The sequence below is a fragment of the Stutzerimonas kunmingensis genome (assembly GCF_900114065.1).
In the GTDB taxonomy this organism is placed as follows: Bacteria; Pseudomonadota; Gammaproteobacteria; order Pseudomonadales; family Pseudomonadaceae; genus Stutzerimonas; species Stutzerimonas kunmingensis.
The window spans coordinates 733,468-750,925 of record NZ_FORS01000002.1 but is presented as its reverse complement, the minus strand read 5'-3'; the positions used below and the strand labels follow the sequence as shown (position 1 = coordinate 750,925).

The 17,458-nt window shown below is 64.1% G+C and carries 14 protein-coding genes; 8 read left to right on the top strand and 6 right to left on the bottom strand.

Going from position 1 to position 17,458, the window contains the following annotated elements:
• The first annotated feature begins 62 nt into the window (after positions 1-62).
• Positions 63-2,363, top strand: coding sequence for a TonB-dependent receptor (locus BM275_RS07860; protein WP_090520458.1), 2,301 nt, complete (start codon positions 63-65; stop codon positions 2,361-2,363).
• Positions 2,364-2,601: 238 nt separating this feature from the next.
• A complete protein-coding gene (locus BM275_RS07855) occupies positions 2,602-3,765 on the top strand; it encodes an MFS transporter (protein ID WP_090520456.1) in 1,164 nt (387 codons plus the stop codon).
• A 27-nt stretch (positions 3,766-3,792) separates the two neighbouring features.
• Here the strand turns inward: BM275_RS07855 and BM275_RS07850 are convergent, their stop codons facing one another.
• From BM275_RS07850 to exaA, 4 genes are all read right to left on the bottom strand, one after another.
• Complete coding sequence (locus tag BM275_RS07850) at positions 3,793-4,428, bottom strand: 3'-5' exonuclease family protein (protein ID WP_090520455.1); 636 nt, start codon at positions 4,426-4,428, stop codon at positions 3,793-3,795.
• Between the two features lie 106 nt (positions 4,429-4,534).
• On the bottom strand, positions 4,535-5,851 hold the full coding sequence (locus BM275_RS07845; RefSeq protein WP_090520453.1) for a methyl-accepting chemotaxis protein: 1,317 nt from the start codon (positions 5,849-5,851) through the stop codon (positions 4,535-4,537).
• A gap of 125 nt (positions 5,852-5,976) precedes the next feature.
• Positions 5,977-6,630, bottom strand: coding sequence for a pentapeptide repeat-containing protein (locus BM275_RS07840; RefSeq protein WP_090520450.1), 654 nt, complete (start codon positions 6,628-6,630; stop codon positions 5,977-5,979).
• 163 nt (positions 6,631-6,793) lie between these two features.
• Positions 6,794-8,665, bottom strand: coding sequence for a quinoprotein ethanol dehydrogenase (gene exaA / locus BM275_RS07835; protein WP_090520445.1), 1,872 nt, complete (start codon positions 8,663-8,665; stop codon positions 6,794-6,796).
• 309 nt (positions 8,666-8,974) lie between these two features.
• On the opposite strand from exaA, the gene pedF reads away from it, so the two are divergent.
• The 4 genes from pedF to BM275_RS07815 are packed head-to-tail and all read left to right on the top strand — an operon-like array spanning position 8,975 to position 12,106.
• Positions 8,975-9,412 carry a cytochrome c-550 PedF gene (gene pedF, locus BM275_RS07830; protein ID WP_023445273.1) on the top strand — a complete coding sequence of 146 codons (438 nt, stop codon included), beginning with the start codon at positions 8,975-8,977 and terminating at the stop codon, positions 9,410-9,412.
• Positions 9,412-10,326, top strand: a complete 915-nt coding sequence (locus BM275_RS07825) for a substrate-binding periplasmic protein (RefSeq protein WP_090520443.1) — start codon at positions 9,412-9,414, stop codon at positions 10,324-10,326. The genes pedF and BM275_RS07825 overlap by 1 nt, the downstream gene beginning before the upstream one ends.
• Positions 10,327-10,376: 50 nt before the next feature.
• Positions 10,377-11,123, top strand: a complete 747-nt coding sequence (locus tag BM275_RS07820) for a quinoprotein dehydrogenase-associated SoxYZ-like carrier (RefSeq protein ID WP_014820106.1) — start codon at positions 10,377-10,379, stop codon at positions 11,121-11,123.
• 53 nt (positions 11,124-11,176) lie between these two features.
• Positions 11,177-12,106: a quinoprotein relay system zinc metallohydrolase 1 gene (locus BM275_RS07815; protein ID WP_090520441.1), complete on the top strand. Its 930-nt coding sequence runs from the start codon at positions 11,177-11,179 to the stop codon at positions 12,104-12,106.
• A 52-nt stretch (positions 12,107-12,158) separates the two neighbouring features.
• Here the strand turns inward: BM275_RS07815 and BM275_RS07810 are convergent, their stop codons facing one another.
• Positions 12,159-13,397 carry a substrate-binding protein gene (locus tag BM275_RS07810; RefSeq protein ID WP_090520439.1) on the bottom strand — a complete coding sequence of 413 codons (1,239 nt, stop codon included), beginning with the start codon at positions 13,395-13,397 and terminating at the stop codon, positions 12,159-12,161.
• Positions 13,398-13,676: 279 nt separating this feature from the next.
• Between BM275_RS07810 and BM275_RS07805 the strand changes: the two genes are divergently transcribed.
• Complete coding sequence (locus BM275_RS07805; RefSeq protein WP_090520437.1) at positions 13,677-15,452, top strand: PQQ-dependent methanol/ethanol family dehydrogenase; 1,776 nt, start codon at positions 13,677-13,679, stop codon at positions 15,450-15,452.
• Positions 15,453-15,554: 102 nt separating this feature from the next.
• On the opposite strand, the gene BM275_RS07800 is transcribed toward BM275_RS07805, so the two are convergent.
• Complete coding sequence (locus BM275_RS07800) at positions 15,555-16,424, bottom strand: helix-turn-helix domain-containing protein (RefSeq protein ID WP_090520435.1); 870 nt, start codon at positions 16,422-16,424, stop codon at positions 15,555-15,557.
• A 251-nt stretch (positions 16,425-16,675) separates the two neighbouring features.
• Between BM275_RS07800 and BM275_RS07795 the strand changes: the two genes are divergently transcribed.
• Positions 16,676-17,440, top strand: a complete 765-nt coding sequence (locus tag BM275_RS07795; RefSeq protein WP_090520433.1) for an SDR family NAD(P)-dependent oxidoreductase — start codon at positions 16,676-16,678, stop codon at positions 17,438-17,440.
• Positions 17,441-17,458: the final 18 nt, after the last annotated feature.

Here is a 17,458-nt window from a genome sequence, read left to right as displayed (position 1 = left end):
GCCGCGTTGCTAATGCGGGTGGCCTGGCCAGTCCGATCGGCCAACAAGAACAAGGACCACCCATGCCGTACCAGCTCTGTTGCAGCGCGACGCCCCGACGTACGTTGCTGTCCCTCGCCATCGCCGCACTGTTGCCGGCGTCCGTTCATGCCGAGCAGACGCTCGATCTCGGCAGTCAGGAGGTGATCGGTACCACACCGTTGCCGGGCATCGAGCTGCCAAAGGATCAGGTACCGTCCAACATCCAGTCGCTGGATGACGAAGACCTGCGGCGGCTCGGCGGCCAGTCGCTGGCCGAGAAGCTGCAGCGCGGACTGCCCAGCGTCAACGTCAACGAGATCCAGGGCAATCCGTACCAGGCGGACCTCAACTATCGTGGCTTCACCGCCTCGCCGCTGCTCGGTACGCCGCAGGGTCTTTCGGTTTTTCTCGACGGCGTGCGGGTCAACGAAGCGTTCGGCGATGTGGTGCACTGGGACCTGATCCCGAACACCGCCATTGCCAACATGGCCCTGGTGCCGGGCTCGAACCCGCTGTACGGCCTGAACACCCTGGGCGGCGCGCTGGCGCTGCAAACCAAACGTGGCGATACCCATCCAGGTGGCTCGGCGGAAATCTACGGCGGCTCGTTCGGACGCCAGGGCGGTGCAATCGAACAGGGTGGTAGCCATGAGGCGTTCTCCTGGTACCTGGCCGCCGAAGGCATGGATGAGGACGGCTGGCGTGACCATTCGCCGTCCGAGGTGCGCCAGCTGTTCGGAAAGTTCGCCTGGACTACCGACACCACCGATCTGGCCCTTACGCTGGCGCATGCCGACAACGATCTGATCGGCAACGGCCTGATCCCGGAGAGCATGTACGACCAGCGGCGCGAGTCGATCTTCACCTATCCCGACCAGACCGAGAACCGCAGCCACCTGATGGCCCTGTCCGCCAGCCACTGGCTCAACGACAACGATCGGCTTTCCGGCACGGTCTATCTGCGCCGCACACGTACCGCGACGCTCAATGGCGACGGCAACGATGAGTACGAGGACGAATACGAGGCGTGGGAAGACGGCGGCTTTATCGACGAAGGGCCGGAAAGCGGCGTGCTGAACCGTACCCGCACCGCGCAACGTGCCTACGGTCTGGCGCTGCAGTGGGCGCGGCATGTAGGTGCGCATCAATTCGCCTTAGGACTGTCCCACGACAACACCCGCGCCAGCTTCCACCAGAGCGAACAGGGCGGCGAACTGACCGACGAGCGCGGCATCGCTGCCAGCGAAGAGGAGGAACAGGCCAACAGCCTGCTGGGGCGCACCCGTACTTCCAGCCTCTATGCCACCGACACCTGGGCGCTGACCGACGCGCTGCAGCTGACCGGCTCGCTGCGCTACAACCGCACCCGCGTGGTGAACACCGATCGCATGGGCGATGCACTAAATGGCGACTTCACCTATCGCAAGCTCAATCCCGCGCTGGGTTTTGCCTGGCAGCTGCAACCGGCGGTCACCGTCTACGGCGGCTTCTCCCATGGCAATCGCGCGCCGACGCCAATCGAACTGGGCTGCGCCGATCCGGCGAACCCGTGCAGCCTGCCAAACGCCATGGCGGCCGATCCCTTCCTCGAGCAGGTGGTCACCCGCACGCTGGAACTCGGTGTGCGTGGCGAACTGGCGGGCGGCACCCGCTGGAACCTCGGGGCCTTTCGCAGCGTGAACCATGATGACCTGCTGTTCGTCGGCACCGGCGGCAGCATGGGTTACTTCACCAACTTCGGTCGCACCCGCCGCCAGGGCATCGAACTGGGGCTGGCCGGCACGCAAGGGCCACTCGACTGGCGAGTGGACTACACCTATCTGCATGCGACCTTCCGCTCCGCGGCCTGCATCCTGGCCGAGAACAACAGCACCGAAGGCGAGGGCGGCTGCCCGGACGACGAGATTCGCGTGTCCAGCGGTGACTATCTGCCAGGCCTGCCGAAGCACAACCTCAAGCTGGGGCTGAACTGGAATCTCAATGAGCGGCTGCGAGTCGGCACCAGCGTCCTGGCGTACTCGTCGCAGTACGTGCGCGGCAACGAGAACAACCGTCATCAGCCCAACGACGAGGTAGAGGGCAGCGGCAAGCTGCCAGGTTACGCGGTGGTAAACCTCACTGCCGATTATCGCTTCGCCCGTGACTGGACGCTGTTCGGCCGGGTCGACAACCTCTTCGACAAGCGGTACGCCACCGGCGGTGCGTTGGCCGAGAATTCCTTCGTCGGTGCTGGCAACGCTTTCGAGTCGGACCCGGATGAATGGCGCCACGAGCAGTTCATCGCCCCAGGCGCGCCCCGGGCGGGCTGGGTGGGCGTGCGTTATCGCTGGGATGCGCTATAACCGATCAGTCGCAGCAGCACCGAGCATGCCGGGCCTTTGCGCCCGGCATGTTCGCGTCCGGCCTGGCTGCGGTGTTCGGTGTGCTCGCGGTTCAAGGTTCTGACGTGAAATCGTCACGGGCGATTGCGTATCCTGGCGAGCTTGGCCGATTGGTTGACGGCAGCACAGGAGCACGGATGAACCGCGTCCATCATTACCCCCTCGTCTCGCAACGTGCCGCTGGCGGGTGCCGCTGAGCATGCGGTCACGTCTGCGCATCGTTCTTGCACTCGGCAGTGCACAGACCCTGGCCTGGGGCTCGACCTACTACCTGCCTGCCATTCTCGCCGAACCGATGGCGAGCGAGCTGGGCATTTCCACCGGCAATGTATTCGCTGCATTTTCCCTGGCACTGATCGTCACGGCCGTCCTCGGGCCGCTGTCGGGCAAGCGCATCGACCATCATGGTGGGCGCGATGTGCTGGCGCTTTCCAGCATCGTTTTTGCCGTTGGCCTGGCCATGCTCGGCCTGGCCAACGGACCGCTGATGCTCTGGGCCGGCTGGTTGGTGATCGGCATCGGCATGGCGCTCGGCCTTTACGAGTCGGCCTTCTCCACGCTTGCCGGCATCTACGGTCGCGATGCACGCGGCGCGATCACCGGTATCACCTTGCTCGCCGGCTTCGCCAGTACGGTGTGCTGGCCGATCAGCGGCTGGCTGAACGCCGAATTCGGCTGGCGCGCCACATGCCTCACATGGGCCGGAGCGCATCTGCTGCTCGGGCTGCCGTTGAACCGGTTGCTGATCCCGGTTGGCGTGCAGCCGGCTCCGACCGCGGCAGAGCAAGCGCAGACAGAAGGACGTCCAGATGCAGGATTGACCATGGCGTTGCTGGCCTTCGTCTTCGCCGCCACTTGGTTCACCAGCACGGCGATGGCGGCGCACCTGCCGCGTCTGTTGCAGGAGTCCGGGCTGTCAGCGGCCGCGGCCATCGGAATCGCGGCGCTGGTCGGGCCGGCCCAGGTCGGGGCGCGCTGCCTGGAGTTCGTCCTGCTGCAGCGCTTCCATCCACTGATCTCGGCCCGTCTCGCCGCTATCGCCCATCCCATCGGCGCGGCTGGCGTGATGCTGGTGGGTGCACCTGCGACCACCGCATTCGTGCTTCTGCATGGCGGCGGCAACGGCATTCTGACCATTGCCAAAGGAACCTTGCCGCTGGCGATATTCGGCCCCCATGGCTATGGCCTGCGCCAGGGGCTGCTGATGGTGCCGGCACGTTTCGCCCAAGCGTTTTCGCCGCTGGTGTTCGCGCTGCTGATCGACGACTTCGGTACGCGGGCGCTGTGGCTGTCGGCGGCGCTGGGCGTCCTGGCGTATGCAGCGCTGACCTTCCTGCAACGCCGGGCGCATGGGCTGGCCTGACTCCTGTTGACTGCCGCCGAAGCCCTGTCAGCGCGGTAGCGCCGCGAGCAGCATCGCCTGCTGCTCTGCGCTCAGGCCGAGGAACACGCGCAGCGCGGCGTAGGCATCGTTGGCTGCGTAGGCCTGCTGTGCCACGGTCAGCGCGGGGTTCGCCCAATTCGAGGTGGCCACGCTGCGGGATTTTTCGATCCGTGCGTCGAGCACCGCGGCCACCGCACCGCGCAGGCCGACCTGACCTTTCTTGCCCTGATAGCGAAGCACCGAGCCCAGGTCCAGCAGACTGGTCGGCCGGATGCCCAGCTTGCCGTGCAGCCTGGAACGATCCGACTTCAGCCCGAAACCGATCTTCGCCAGCGCGGGCGATTGCAGGATTGCGCTGCCCGCTTCGATGCAGCCGGGCACGCCGATCCTGAACAGGTAGGCCTTTGCCGGGGTGGCGAACTGGATCAGGTGCGGACCGCTGGAGACTTCGCCCACCTTGAAGGTCGGTTTGGATTCGGTATCGAAACCGATGCAGGCAAAGCCCATGATTTCCTCCACCGCCGCGCGAAACTCGTCCGCCGTCGCGGGGGTGACGATGCTCGGCGACGTCAGCCCGTCGAAGCGCGGCAACCGGTCGATGTCCGGCTGCTGGCGGATATGAATGATCAGCTTCTGCGTCAAGCTGGCGTCCTCCGAACGCTGATGATCGAGTCAGCCTGCAGCGGTGCCGACTCGGCTGTAGCGCGGCCATCCCTCATGTGCCGATCTGCTGTGGACAGGCTCGCCATCAGTTCTTCAACTGGCTGGCAAACTGCCCGACCGCGCCGACCACGCGCTGCGCGCCGTCCTGGATCTCGACGATCACCGCGCCGGCCTGGTTGGCGAATTCCAGTCCCTGCTCGGCCTGGTCACGGCTCGCGCTCATGCTGTGCACGGCGGCTTGCGCCAGGTCCTGGTTCTTCTGCACCACGCCGACGATCTCCTCGGCGGCCTTGCTGGTACGGGCTGCCAGCTGGCGAACCTCGTCGGCCACCACGGCGAAGCCACGGCCCTGATCACCGGCCCGTGCGGCTTCGATGGCGGCGTTGAGGGCCAGCAGGTTGGTCTGATCGGCAATACCGCTGATGGTCTTGAGGATCGCCCCGATCAGCTGCGATTGCTTGTCCAGCGCTTCGATACCGTCGGAGGCTTCCTGCATCTGCTGGGCGATGCGATGCATCACCTCGACCGTCTGCTGGACCACTTGCGCGCCGCGCTGGGCACTGAGGTCGGTGTGCTGCGAGGTGTCGTAGGCAATCGTTGCGGCGTCGGCCACGGCCATCTCCCGGTTGACCTGATCGGTGATGACGGTGGCGAACTTGATCACCTTGTACAGCTTGCCGTAGGCATCGAGCACCGGGTTGTAGGATGCCTCGAGCCAGACGGTCTGACCGTGGGCATCGATACGCTTGAAGCGTTCGGCGATGTACTCGCCACGGTTGAGGCTAGCCCAGAATTCGCGATAGGCCGGCGACTCGCTTTCCTCCCGTTCACAGAACATGCGGTGGTGCTTGCCGTTGATCTGCTCGAGGCGGTAGCCCATGCCGTCGAGAAAGCGCTGGTTGGCGGTGATGACATGCCCGCCGAGGTCGAACTCGATCACCGCGGTGGAGCGCAGCAGCGCGTTGACCACGCTCTCGTGTTCGCGCGAGGTTTCGATGGTTCGTGTCAGGTTAGTGGCGCACAGGGTGTAGTGGTGCAACGTGCCATCCGAGCCCTTGATCGGCTGCCAGATCGAGCGCAACCAGGCTTCCTTGCCGTCGACCCGCAGCAATCGGTAGGCGCCTCTGTGATGCTCGGCGCGCTGCATGGCGGTCTTGAGGCGTGTGTAGTTCGGTTCGGTACGAAACTGCTGGCTGAAGAAGTCGTCGACGGCGCGGCCGATCAGATCGTCGCGGCGATAACCCATTTCGCTGAGGAACAGCTCGTTGGCGTGCTGAATGCGTCCTTGCGGGTCCAGTTCCAGGACCATCATCTCACTGTACAACGAGTTCTTGATCTGCTGATTGATTGCGGCTTCCTCGCGCAATTCAGCCAGTTCTCGTTTCAGGTTCTTGTTGAACATTTATTGGCATCCAGTGAAGGGCAAGATCGCCCAGTCACTTGATCGGCGCAGGAGTCATTTTCCTGAGGTCGATGGCCAATGGTTTGTTCTGTACCGGCGATTGAACTGGTCTATCGGCGGCGCCTTCATTTCTCCCAATCGACCGGGCAGTCCTTGCAGCCTTCCATGTTGGTGCCTTGAAACGTCGCGTAGTGCCGGCGCGCGCCGGTCAGCACGGCGTTGCCCAGGTTGGCGTCGTTGAGCTTGGCTTCCTGCAGGTTGGCATCGGTGAGGTCGGCGCCCAAGAGGTCGGCCTTGCTCAGCCAGGTCATTTCCAGATCGGCGGCGTGCAGCGTGCTGTCGTGCATTTTGGCACCACTCATGCGAGCGAACTCGAGGTAAGCGCCGGTGAGGTCGGCGCCCTTGAACTGGGCGGCCTGGGCGAACAGGCCCCAGCCCTGAACGGCGATCAGCCGGGCATTGGTGAAATTGGCCAGGCGCAGGTTGGCCTGTTGCAGGCTGGCGCGGTTAAGCGTGGCGCCCGTGAGGTCGGCTTTTTCCAGATTGGCCAGGTCGAGGTTGGCGTGGCGCAGGTTGGCGCCGGAGAGGTTGGCACCGGCGAGGTTGATGCGGCGCAGATCCTGATTGCTGAGGTCGGCGCCGCGCAGATCGGCGTTGGCACATTGGCTTTCGGGCTGGAGCACGCAGCCGTTGATCGTCAGAGGACCGTTATCCGCGGCGAAGGCGGACGCACTGGCCAACAGGGTCAGTAACAGGAGCAAGCGGTTAGGGCTGTTCATGGGAAGTCACCTGGGGCAGGTAAAAGAGAGAAAGCAGTCGCGCGGCGTTTCTGGCCTGTCGGCGAGAGCGCCAACCCGCAGCCGGCTAGGCCAGGCATGCCGCGCGAGCCGCTGTACGTTGAAAACAAGAGGCGTGCCCGCGCGGTGGCGGGCACGGCTCGGCTCATCGCTTGGCGGTCTTCTTCTCCCAATCCGGAAGCTTGAATACCCAGAAGGAACCACCCTGAGCGACCGGCTTGGTCAGTACGGCCATGTCGCCGCCCCACAGCGGCACGGCACCGCCGTAACCGACCGTCACGCCGATGTACTGCTCGCCGTCCTGTTCCCAGGTCACAGGCGGGGAAATCACGCCGCTGCCAGTCTGGAATTTCCACAGTTCATCGCCGGTTTTGGCGTTGAAGGCCTTGAAGTAGCCGTCGCTGGTGCCGGTGAAGACCAGGTTGCCTTTGGTCGCCAGGACGCCGGCCCACAATGGCAGTTTTTCCTTGTGTTCCCAGGCCACCTTGCCTGTGGTCGGGTCCATGGCGCGCAGGATGCCGACGTGATCGTCGTACATGCGCTTGATGCGGAAGCCCTGGCCGAGATAGGCCGAGCCCTTCTTGTAGCTGACTTCTTCGGTCCAGTAGTCCTCCTTCCAGTGGTTGGCCGGGACGTAGAACAGGCCGGTGTCCTGGCTGTAGGCCATGGGGTTCCAGTTCTTGCCGCCGAGGAAGGGTGGGGATACTTCAACCGACTTGCCGTGCTTCTCGCCCGGCTCCGGTTTGGGTGGGCGCTGGCCCTCGTTCTCCACTGGTCGCCCGGTTTTCAGATCGATATGGCTGGCCCAGGTGATACCGTCGACGAAGGGGAAGGCGTTCTGCAGCTTGCCGTCCTTGCGGTCGACGACATAGAAGAAGCCGTTGCGGTCGGCGTGGGCGGTGGCCTTGACGGTCTTGCCGTTCTTGTCCTTGTAATCGAACAGCACCAGCTCGTTGTTACCGGAGAAGTCCCAGGCATCGTTCGGGGTGTGCTGGTAGAACCACTTCACCTCGCCGGTGCTCGGATCGACGCCGACCTGCCCGGAGGTGTAGAGGCTGTCGTAGTCCTTCGGGTCGCCGCCATCGCTGGTGCGCTCCCAGCCGTTCCACGGGGCGGGGTTGCCGGCACCGACGATGATGGTGTTGGTTTCCGGGTCGAAGCTCGCACTCTGCCACGGCGCGCCGCCGCCCTGGCTCCAGGCTTCCTTCTTGCCGGTCGGGTGGTTGGGATCGTCCGGCCAGGACGGCGCCTTGATGTCGCCGGTCGGCGTGCTGTCCTTGCCGTTGAGACGGCCCATGTGGCCTTCGACGAAGGGGCGCATCCAGACTTCTTCGCCGGTATCCGGGTCGCGGGCGAACAGCTTGCCGACGACGCCGAACTCGTCACCGGAGCTGCCGTGTACCAGCAGCACCTTGCCGGTCTTGGCGTCTTTGACCAGCGTCGGAGCGCCGGTCATGGTGTAGCCGGCGCCGTGATCGCCGAACTTCTTGTTCCAGACGACTTTGCCGGTGTCCTTGTTCAGCGCCACGACACGGGCGTCGAGGGTGCCGAAGTAGATCTTGTCACCGTAGATGGCGGCACCGCGGTTGACCACGTCGCAGCACGGGCGGATGTCGTCGGGCAGGCGATGGGCATAACTCCACAGGCGCTTGCCGGTCTTGGCGTCGAGAGCGAATACGCGCGAATAGGAGCCGGTCACGTAGATCACGCCGTCATGGACGATGGCCTGGGATTCCTGGCCGCGCTGCTTCTCGTCCCCGAAAGAAAACGACCAGGCCGGGGTCAGTTTGAATACGTTGCTCTCGTTGACCTGCGCCAGGGGGCTCCAGCGCTGTGCATTGGTGCCCATGCCGTACTGCAGGACGTTTTCGGTGGACAGGTGATCGTTGGCGATGTCTTCCCAGTTGACCGGCTTGGCCTGGGCGGCTGCGGCCAACGCGAGGCTGCCGGTCAGCGCCAGGCATTGCACGGCAATGGCGAGGGGGCGTTTGCTGCCGGGGTGCGATCTTGTTGTCATGGTTGCGATTCCCTTGGTCGATTCGGACGAGGCCGCCGTATGCCGGTGGCCTGGCGATTCGATTATTGGGAGCGCGCCTTGGGCGCCGACACGGAAAAGCTCCCGCCGATGCCGGGAATCCTTCCCGAACCCTGCTGATTTAGCCTTGCTACCTCTGGGGGGCGGGAGGCGGTAGCAAAACCCAGTACCAAGGGAGGAGATGCAGGCATCCAAAGCAGGATTCTGCCGATGCACTGACACGGCCAACATGACCACCATGCGCTCCGATGGGGCTGCCTTGCACAGGTTCTCGAATAGAGGGTGGTAGTCATGAATAACAAGATCTTTTTGCGCTCACTGCTGGCAGCGGGTGTTCTCGGTATGTCCGGCCTGGTTCTGGCGCATGGCGACGTGACGCCGCAAGCGGTCAACACCAAGGGCCTGCCGCAACTCGGTGAAGAATGGCTGGACGAGAACCCCTATCGTGCGCCCAACGAGCACCACGACCTGGCGGTCGAGATCGGTTCCTCCGCCTACAACCAGAACTGCGCGCGTTGCCACGGTCTGGAAGCCATTTCCGGCGGTATCGCCCCCGACCTGCGTGAGCTGGAAGCCAGCTACGACGGCGACGAGTGGTACAAGGAGCGCGTGATCAATGGCGCGGTCCGTGATGGTGCCGTGTACATGCCGCGCATGGCCGACACCCTCAGCCAGGAAGCGCTGTGGGCGATCCGGACCTATATCGAAAGCGAAGCGGCCAAGCAGTGATGAACGCCGTCCGGCTGGTTCTGTCGCTGTGGCTGGCCCTGTGCTGCGCACTGGCGCAGGCGGACGTGGTCAAGGTGCGCGCCTTCGATGACATCATCGAATCCGGCGTGCTCAAGGTGGCGATGTACGAGAATTTCCCGCCGTACAGCTACCAGCAGGATGGCCAGCCGCGCGGTGTCGATGTGGAACTCGCACGCAAGCTCGCCGAGGGGCTGGACCTGAAGCTGGAAGTGCTGTGGGTAACGCCGGACGAAACCCTCGACGACGACCTGCGCAACTTCATCTGGAAGGGCCACTACCTGCGGCCTGGTGTACTGGCAGACGTGATGCTGCGTGTGCCCTACGACCGCGAGTTTGCCTACAAGCGCAACGAGCTGGGTGAAGTGATCAACGAGCTGGTGGTGATGTTCGCGCCCTACCAGCGCGAGCGCTGGCAGACCGCGTATGACGACCGCCGCATCGACGAGGTGCCGAGCGTGGCGGTCTTTCAATATCACCCGATCGGCGTCGAAGTGGACAGCGTGCCCTCGTTCTACCTGTCTTCGGTATTCGAGGGTCGACTGGCGAAGCACACCCACCACTACCCGAGCATCCGCGAGGCATTCGCTGCGCTGCAACAGGGCGAGGTGGACGCCACCATGGCCATGCGCGCGGAGATCGAGTGGCTGCTCGATCAAGCCGACGACAAGCACCTGAAGCTCGCCGAGAACGCTTACCCGAACATGGGCAAGCAGGTATGGGATCTTGGCATGGCAGTGCATGAATCCAACCGCCAACTGGCCTATGCGCTGGAAGAAGTGCTGGAGCCGCTGATTCTCGAAGGCGAGCTGGATAAGCTCTACGCCAGCTACGGCCTGAGCTACGAGCTGCCCGGGTTGTACCAGGATGTGGAGAGCGACGTGGCCGGGCGCTGACCGGTTGCGCCATGCCGATCCCGCTGCGGATCGCTGTTCGAGGAGTCGACATGAGCGTCCGAGTCTTGCTGCTGCTGATGGTCTTTCACGCGCCCAGCGCCCTGGCGGCGGAGGCCGATCCGCTGCAATCGGTGATGTGGGAATACCACCACAAGGGCTTGCTCAACAGCGAGCCCTATGTGTTTGACGAGCGCGTAAAGGTCCAGGTGCCGCCATTCGCCGAGGATTCGCGACAGGTGCCGGTGCACATCGATGCCAGAGCCCTCGGTGACGAGGTGGTGCGTATCGAGGCCTGGGCCGACCTCAATCCCATTCCACGTATTTTCACCTTCACGCCCGGCGAGCAGGTCGTGCCGCTGGTCGCCATCCGCATACGCGTGGAACAGGCAACACCGATCCGTGCGGCGGTGCTGACCCGTGATGGCGTCTGGCACATCGGTTCGGCCAAGGTCGATGCTGCCGGTGGCGGCTGTACGGCGCCGAGCGTGGTGCGTGCCCAGCCAGGCTGGGAAGACCGCCTCGGTGAGGTCATCGGTGGGCGCTTCGCCCGCGGCGATTTCAGTCGTTTGCGCCTGCAGGTCTCCCATCCGATGGATAACGGCCTGGTCGGCGGCATTCCCGAATTCTTTCTCAACCAGGCCGAGTTGCGCGATGCCGACGGTCAGGTCCTGGCGGAGCTGGAACTGTATCCGGCGGTCGCCGAAAACCCGAGTCTGAGCCTGGAAGTGAAGGGCGCGCAGGACACCCGCCTGTGGCTGCGTGACAACAACGGCAACGAGTTCGAAGCCGCGCTCTGAGCTGACCAGCCCGCGTTTTCTCCGAGAGCCAGCAACCAAGTCAAGGAGGCGTCATGCGCCTGTTGCTCCTGATGTTCGCGTTCTGTCTGACCCTGCCCGCATACGCCGAGCTGCGTTACACGCTGCAGCCGCGGCAGATTGCCGATGACGTGTGGCTGCTGGAAGGCTCGACCGACAACTTCGACAAGGCCAACGGCGGCAATATCGTCAACACCGGCTTCATCGTCACCGCGGCCGGCGTGGTGGTGATCGACAGCGGCCCGTCGCGGCGTTATGGCGAGGCGATGCGCGCGGCCATCGCGAGCGTTACCGATCGCCCGGTTATCAAGCTGCTGCTGACTCATCATCACCCCGACCACGTCCTCGGCAACCAGGCATTTGCCGACGTGCCCATCGCTGCGCTCGCTGGCACGACCGAGCTGTTGCGCGAGCAGGGCAACGCCATGGCCGAGAATATGTACCGCCTGGTTGGTGACTGGATGCGCGGTACGGAAGTGGTGCTGCCATCCGAGACCCTGGCGCCCGGCACGCTGGAAATCGGCGGGCGTTCCCTGCGTCTGCTGGCGTTGCGTGGTCATACCGGGGCCGATCTGGCCATTCTCGACGAACGCAGCGGCGTACTCTTCGCCGGCGACATCCTGTTCTACCAGCGCGCGCTGACCACGCCCAACAGTCCAGGCCTGGATGTCTGGCTGGAGGATCTGGATACGCTCGAGGCATTGCCCTGGAAGCGGCTGGTCGCCGGCCACGGCCCGGTGGCCGACGATGCCGCACCGTTCGTGCAGATGCGTGACTACCTCGGCTGGCTGGACGGCTTGTTGCGAAAAGCCGCCAACGGCGGGGCGGACATGAACGAGGTGATCCAGAGCCCGATTCCCGAGCGCTTCGCCGGCATCAGCCTGACCCGCTATGAGCTGATCCGTAGCGTCAGCCATCTGTATCCGCGCTATGAAGCGATGGCGCTGCAGCGCGTCGACGAGTGAAGGCGCGCCCGCGGCGCGCCGATTGGTGTTCCATTCCAGTCGCTGCATCCGGTCACTGCAGCTGTAGCTGATCGCCGCGCTCCTGCTGCCAGTCGTCCAGGCTAGGCGCGGCTTCCTCGCCATCCATGCGATGGATGATGGTGAAGTAGTCCTGCTTGAAGCGATCCTGCATGATCTCGCTGCGATCGCGAACCCGTACCGCGTAGATGCTCTGGACGTTCTGGTGGTCGAAGTCGCGCCAGTACTGCTCGTCCTTCAGCAGGCTGTAGCGATGGTTCTCCAGCGCGGCGATGACGGCTTCGCTATCCAGTCGGCCCGCCCGCCCCACGGCATCGGCCCACTGCCGGACGATGCCGTAGGCCGACGCCGCGGTGCTGCCGGGGTAGGCCTGATGCAACGCGATGTAGCGCTCGACGAACGCCTGACCGGTTTCGCTTTTCTCGCGCTGCGGTACCCGCCAGGTCCAGGCTTCGGTGCCGATCACGTTTTCCATCACCAGCGGTCCGGCTTGCTCGACGATGCTCTGGTTGAGGTTGGGCGCGATGATCTGCATGCGCTTGCCCAGCTCCAGGGTGTGCGCCAGGCGCATGGTCTGCACCAGATCCTGGCCGAGCAGAACGATCACCAGCACATCCGCATCACTGGCGGCAGCCTTCTGCAATGCGCTCAGGTAGTCGTCGCGGCGGGCACCTCGCGCGGCGATCTTCGAGTAGCCGTGGCGTGCGCGGTCGCGGCTCTTGGTCGCCTCGCGCAGGGCCTGCTCCATGCTGTGGCCCCAGGCATCGTCGAGGCTGATGTAGTGATAGCGGCGATTGGGCATGTGCCAGCTGAGGTACTCGCCGAGTACCCGCGCGCTCATCCAGGCACTGTTGGATTCGCGGAATAGATGCCGATGGCCGTCTCGTCCGGTGATCTCGTTGGCGTAGCCGAGGGTGGGGAAGTACAGCAGTCCGAGTTCGCGGGCGCGCTGGCCGGCGCTCAGCGCCTCTTCGCTGTTGGCGCCGCCGAAGATCATCGCTGCGCCCTGTTTGGCGAAACGGTCGACGTTGGCACGCGCCTTTTCCGCGCGCGCGGCAGAATTCAGGCTGACCAGCTCCAGGCGTCGGCCCAGCAAACCACCACCCTGGTTGATCTGGTCGACGGCAAGCAGGGCGCCACGGCGTAGCTCCAGACCTTCGGACTTGTAGTTGCCGGTGCTCGGGTAGTTGAGACCCAGACGGATCGGTTCGGCCGCATGGGCGCTTTGTAGTGTGAAGACGAGGAAGGCGATGATCAGGGTGGGGTGAAGCATGGCTCTTATCCTTCTGAGCGAGGGGGCATCCGTTTTAGGGGGTAGGGTGGGCCCGGCGGAATTGTCTTTTCCGGCCGAATAGGTGCGACTTTCGGTGCCACCCGGCATTGGCAGCGGGCGGAATCACGCGTCTTTTTTGGCCTGCGGCGGCGTATTGCTACCAAGGGAGGAGGAAAATCGGTACTGCGGGCAATTGTTGGCGAGGCGGTGCAAACCAAGAATCAACAACAGACCGGGAAAATTTCCCGGCATAACAATGAACCCGCAGAGGTAGCCGCAATGAAGCACACCGGTCTTCGCAAGCCCTTCGCCTTGACGGCGCTATGCGCCGCGGTGGCGATGTCCAGCCTGCACGCCTGGGCCGTAACCGACCAGGAAATCCTCAACGACGCCAAATCCACCGATCAGATCGTCACCAACGGTCTGGGTTTGCAGGGCCAGCGCTACAGTACGCTGGACACGTTGAATACCAATAACATCAATCAGTTGCGACCGGTTTGGGGCTTCTCTCTCGGCGGTGAAAAGCAGCGCGGTCAGGAAGCGCAGCCGCTGATCAAGGACGGCGTGATGTACATCACCGGCTCCTACTCGCGTGTATATGCACTGGACGCCCGTACCGGCAAGGAACTGTGGCAGTACGATGCCCGCCTGCCCGACGGCATCATGCCGTGCTGTGACGTGATCAACCGTGGTGTCGCGCTGTATGGCGATCTGGTGATCTTCGGCACCCTGGATGCCAAGCTGGTCGCCCTGAACAAGGACACCGGCAAGGTGGTCTGGAAGAAGACTGTCGCCGACTACAAGGCTGGTTACTCGCTGACCGCCGCACCGCTGGTGGTGAACGGCAAGCTGATCACCGGCGTCTCCGGTGGTGAGTTCGGCGTGGTCGGCAAGGTCGAGGCCTACGACGCGAAGAATGGTGAGCTGCTGTGGACCCGTCCGACCGTGGAAGGCCACATGGGTTACGTCTGGAAGGACGGCAAGAAGGTCGAAAGCGGCATCTCCGGCGGCGAAGCCGGCAAGACCTGGCCGGGCGACCTGTGGAAGACCGGTGGTGCCGCTCCGTGGCTGGGCGGCTACTACGATCCGGACACCGATTCGCTGCTGTTCGGTACCGGTAACCCGGCGCCGTGGAACTCGCACCTGCGCCCTGGCGACAACCTGTACTCGTCCTCGCGTCTGGCGCTGGACCCGAATGACGGCTCGATCAAGTGGCACTTCCAGTCTACCCCGCATGACGGCTGGGACTTCGACGGCGTCAACGAGCTGATCTCCTTCGACTACAAGGACGGCGGCAAGACCATCAAGGCTGCCGGCACCGCAGACCGTAACGGCTTCTTCTACGTGCTCGATCGCACCAACGGCAAGTTCATCCGTGGCTTCCCGTTCGTTGACAAGATCACCTGGGCCAAGGGCCTGGACAAGACTGGCCGTCCGATCTACGACGAAGCCCACCGCCCAGGCAATCCTGCCGACGCGGACAAGGGCAAGTCGGTGTTCGTCGCACCGTCCTTCCTCGGTGGCAAGAACTGGATGCCAATGGCCTACAGCCAGGACACCGGCCTGTTCTACGTGCCGTCCAACGAGTGGGGCATGGACATCTGGAACGAAGGCGTATCCTACAAGAAGGGTGCCGCCTACCTGGGTGCCGGCTTCACCATCAAGCCGCTCAACGACGACTTCATCGGTGTGCTGCGCGCAATCGATCCGAAGACCGGCAAGGAAGTGTGGCGCTACAACAACTACGCTCCGCTGTGGGGCGGCGTGTTGGCCACCAAGGGCAATCTGGTGTTCACCGGCAACCCTGAGGGCTACCTGATGGCCTTCGACGCCAAGACCGGCAAGAAGGTCTACGAGTTCAACACCGGCTCGGGCGTCATCGGTTCTCCGGTCACCTGGGAAATGGATGGCGAGCAGTACGTTTCCGTTCTCTCCGGCTGGGGTGGTGCGGTACCGCTGTGGGGCGGCGAGGTCGCCAAGCGCGTGAAGGACTTCAACCAGGGCGGTATGGTCTGGACCTTCAAGCTGCCGAAGGATCTGGTCGCCAAGCGCTGATCAGCCTGCGTTACGCAAACCCGGCGACCGTCGGGTTTGCGCAAACAGAACCCCGGTCGTCATGGCCGGGGTTTTGTCGTTCTGGCGCTATGCAAAGGCAGCTCATGCCTGGCGATAGGCGCTGGGGGTGACGCCCACCTCGCGGCGGAATACCTGGGAGAAGTGGCTCGGGCTCGAATAGCCCACTTCCAGCCCGATATCGATGACGCTGCGCTGCGTTTCGATCAGCAGCCGTCGCGCCCGCGCCATGCGCAGGCCGATGAAGTACTGAGACGGCGAAAGCCCGGTGGCTCGTTTGAACATCCGGCTGAAGTGGTACTCGCTCAGCTCGGCGGTTCGTGCCAGCTGAGCAAGACTGAAATCGTCGGCCAACTGCGCATCCATCGCCTCGACGACCCGGCGCAGCTTGTAGGCCGGCAAGGCGTTGCTGCGCCGGACGGCGTCTTGCCGATCCCGATAGTGGCGCACCAGATGCACGGCCAGCGCCTGGGCCAGGCCGCGAACGCAGAGCGGGCTGGGCTGGCGCTGCTCGACCAGCTCGTGGTGCAGCTTCTCCATCAACCAGCGAACCGTGTCGTCGTGGGCGCCGGAGACGTCCCGCAAGGCAACCGCTGTGCTCTGCGGCCCGAGCAGTTCCCGTGCGGCCTGGTCGATGAGCGGCAGGCCGAGATACAGGTGCATCACCTCGAATTGCTCACCTTCCAGCGTCTGCCAGCGCATTTCGTACGGCTCGTGGGTATCGGTCAGGAAGAAGTCGCCGGCGCTGACGGTTGCTGCGCTCCATTGCCCACCCGGCGCACGTTCCTCGACTCGTGCCGCACCGGCCAGTACCAGCACCAGCAGCGGCTCCAACACTGCCGGTACCTGTATCGGCTCGACGATCGTGCGATGGCTGAACAGCTGCACCACCACGTCCTGCATCGGCGGCTGCTGTGCGGTCGCGCGCGCTTCACCAGGCAGGTAATGGCTCATCAACTGGGGACAGGTCTGCCCCGCATGGGGCCGTGGTGGGGCTTGTGATAACCGCGGCATGACGTGCTCCTGGCAAACATTTGAAAGCGTTCAGCGCCGAAAGGTTAGCGCAGGACCCTGCGCGCCGGCAGATCACTGCTGCGCGCAAAACCGCAACAGCCAGCGCAAGCGTGCGAAAGCCCGGCCTCCTGCGATGGGAGACAGTTAACCCATCGCGCCTCGTGGCGCAGCCCGAAAGAGAGGAGAGCACCATGACTGATTCGAATCACATCGTCGTTCAGGAAGTTGCAGGCAAGGTCGCGCTGGTCACCGGCGCCGCCAGCGGCATCGGCAGGGCGATTGCCTTATTGCTGCACGATCGGGGCGCCAAGGTCATCGCCGAAGACATCAACCCGGCTGTCGAGAAACTCGCTCGACCGGGGCTGGTGCCGCTGCTGGCGGACATTACCGAGGATGGCGCAGCAGAACGTGCGGCCGGCCTGGCCATCGAGCATTTCGGCCGGCTGGATATCCTGGTCAACAACGCCGGCATCATCATCAACAAGCGAGTGGTGGACATGAGTCGCGAGGATTGGGAGCGCATCCAGGCGGTCAATGCCACGGCGGCGTTCCTGCATTGTCGCGAAGCGGTCAAGGCGATGATGCCCAACCGCTCAGGGACGATCGTCAACATCGCTTCCTACGCGTCCTATTTCGCCTTCCCGACCATCGCCGCGTACACGGCCTCGAAAGGCGCGCTGGCCCAGCTGACCCGCACGCTGGCGCTGGAGGCGATCGAGCATGGCATCCGGGTCAACGCCATCGGTGTTGGCGATGTGGTGACCAACATCCTCAACGACGTGGTCGAGGACGGCCCGGGATTTCTTGCTCAGCATGGCGAAGCCGCACCCATCGGGCGCGCGGCGCAACCGGAGGAAATCGCCGAGATCGTCGCCTTTCTCGCTTCGGAGCGGGCCAGCTTCATGGTGGGCTCGGTGGTCATGGCCGATGGCGGCATGACGGTTACGGCCGGCTGAGCCGCTGCGCAGAAACAC

Coding starts and splice junctions, on each gene's coding strand:
- BM275_RS07860 (WP_090520458.1), top strand. CDS start 63: ATGCCGTACCAGCTCTGTTGCAGCGCGACGCCCCGACGTACGTTGCTG.
- BM275_RS07855 (WP_090520456.1), top strand. CDS start 2,602: ATGCGGTCACGTCTGCGCATCGTTCTTGCACTCGGCAGTGCACAGACC.
- BM275_RS07845 (WP_090520453.1), bottom strand. CDS start 5,851: ATGTTCAACAAGAACCTGAAACGAGAACTGGCTGAATTGCGCGAGGAA.
- BM275_RS07840 (WP_090520450.1), bottom strand. CDS start 6,630: ATGAACAGCCCTAACCGCTTGCTCCTGTTACTGACCCTGTTGGCCAGT.
- exaA (WP_090520445.1), bottom strand. CDS start 8,665: ATGACAACAAGATCGCACCCCGGCAGCAAACGCCCCCTCGCCATTGCC.
- pedF (WP_023445273.1), top strand. CDS start 8,975: ATGAATAACAAGATCTTTTTGCGCTCACTGCTGGCAGCGGGTGTTCTC.
- BM275_RS07825 (WP_090520443.1), top strand. CDS start 9,412: ATGAACGCCGTCCGGCTGGTTCTGTCGCTGTGGCTGGCCCTGTGCTGC.
- BM275_RS07820 (WP_014820106.1), top strand. CDS start 10,377: ATGAGCGTCCGAGTCTTGCTGCTGCTGATGGTCTTTCACGCGCCCAGC.
- BM275_RS07815 (WP_090520441.1), top strand. CDS start 11,177: ATGCGCCTGTTGCTCCTGATGTTCGCGTTCTGTCTGACCCTGCCCGCA.
- BM275_RS07810 (WP_090520439.1), bottom strand. CDS start 13,397: ATGCTTCACCCCACCCTGATCATCGCCTTCCTCGTCTTCACACTACAA.
- BM275_RS07805 (WP_090520437.1), top strand. CDS start 13,677: ATGAAGCACACCGGTCTTCGCAAGCCCTTCGCCTTGACGGCGCTATGC.
- BM275_RS07800 (WP_090520435.1), bottom strand. CDS start 16,424: ATGAGCCATTACCTGCCTGGTGAAGCGCGCGCGACCGCACAGCAGCCG.
- BM275_RS07795 (WP_090520433.1), top strand. CDS start 16,676: ATGACTGATTCGAATCACATCGTCGTTCAGGAAGTTGCAGGCAAGGTC.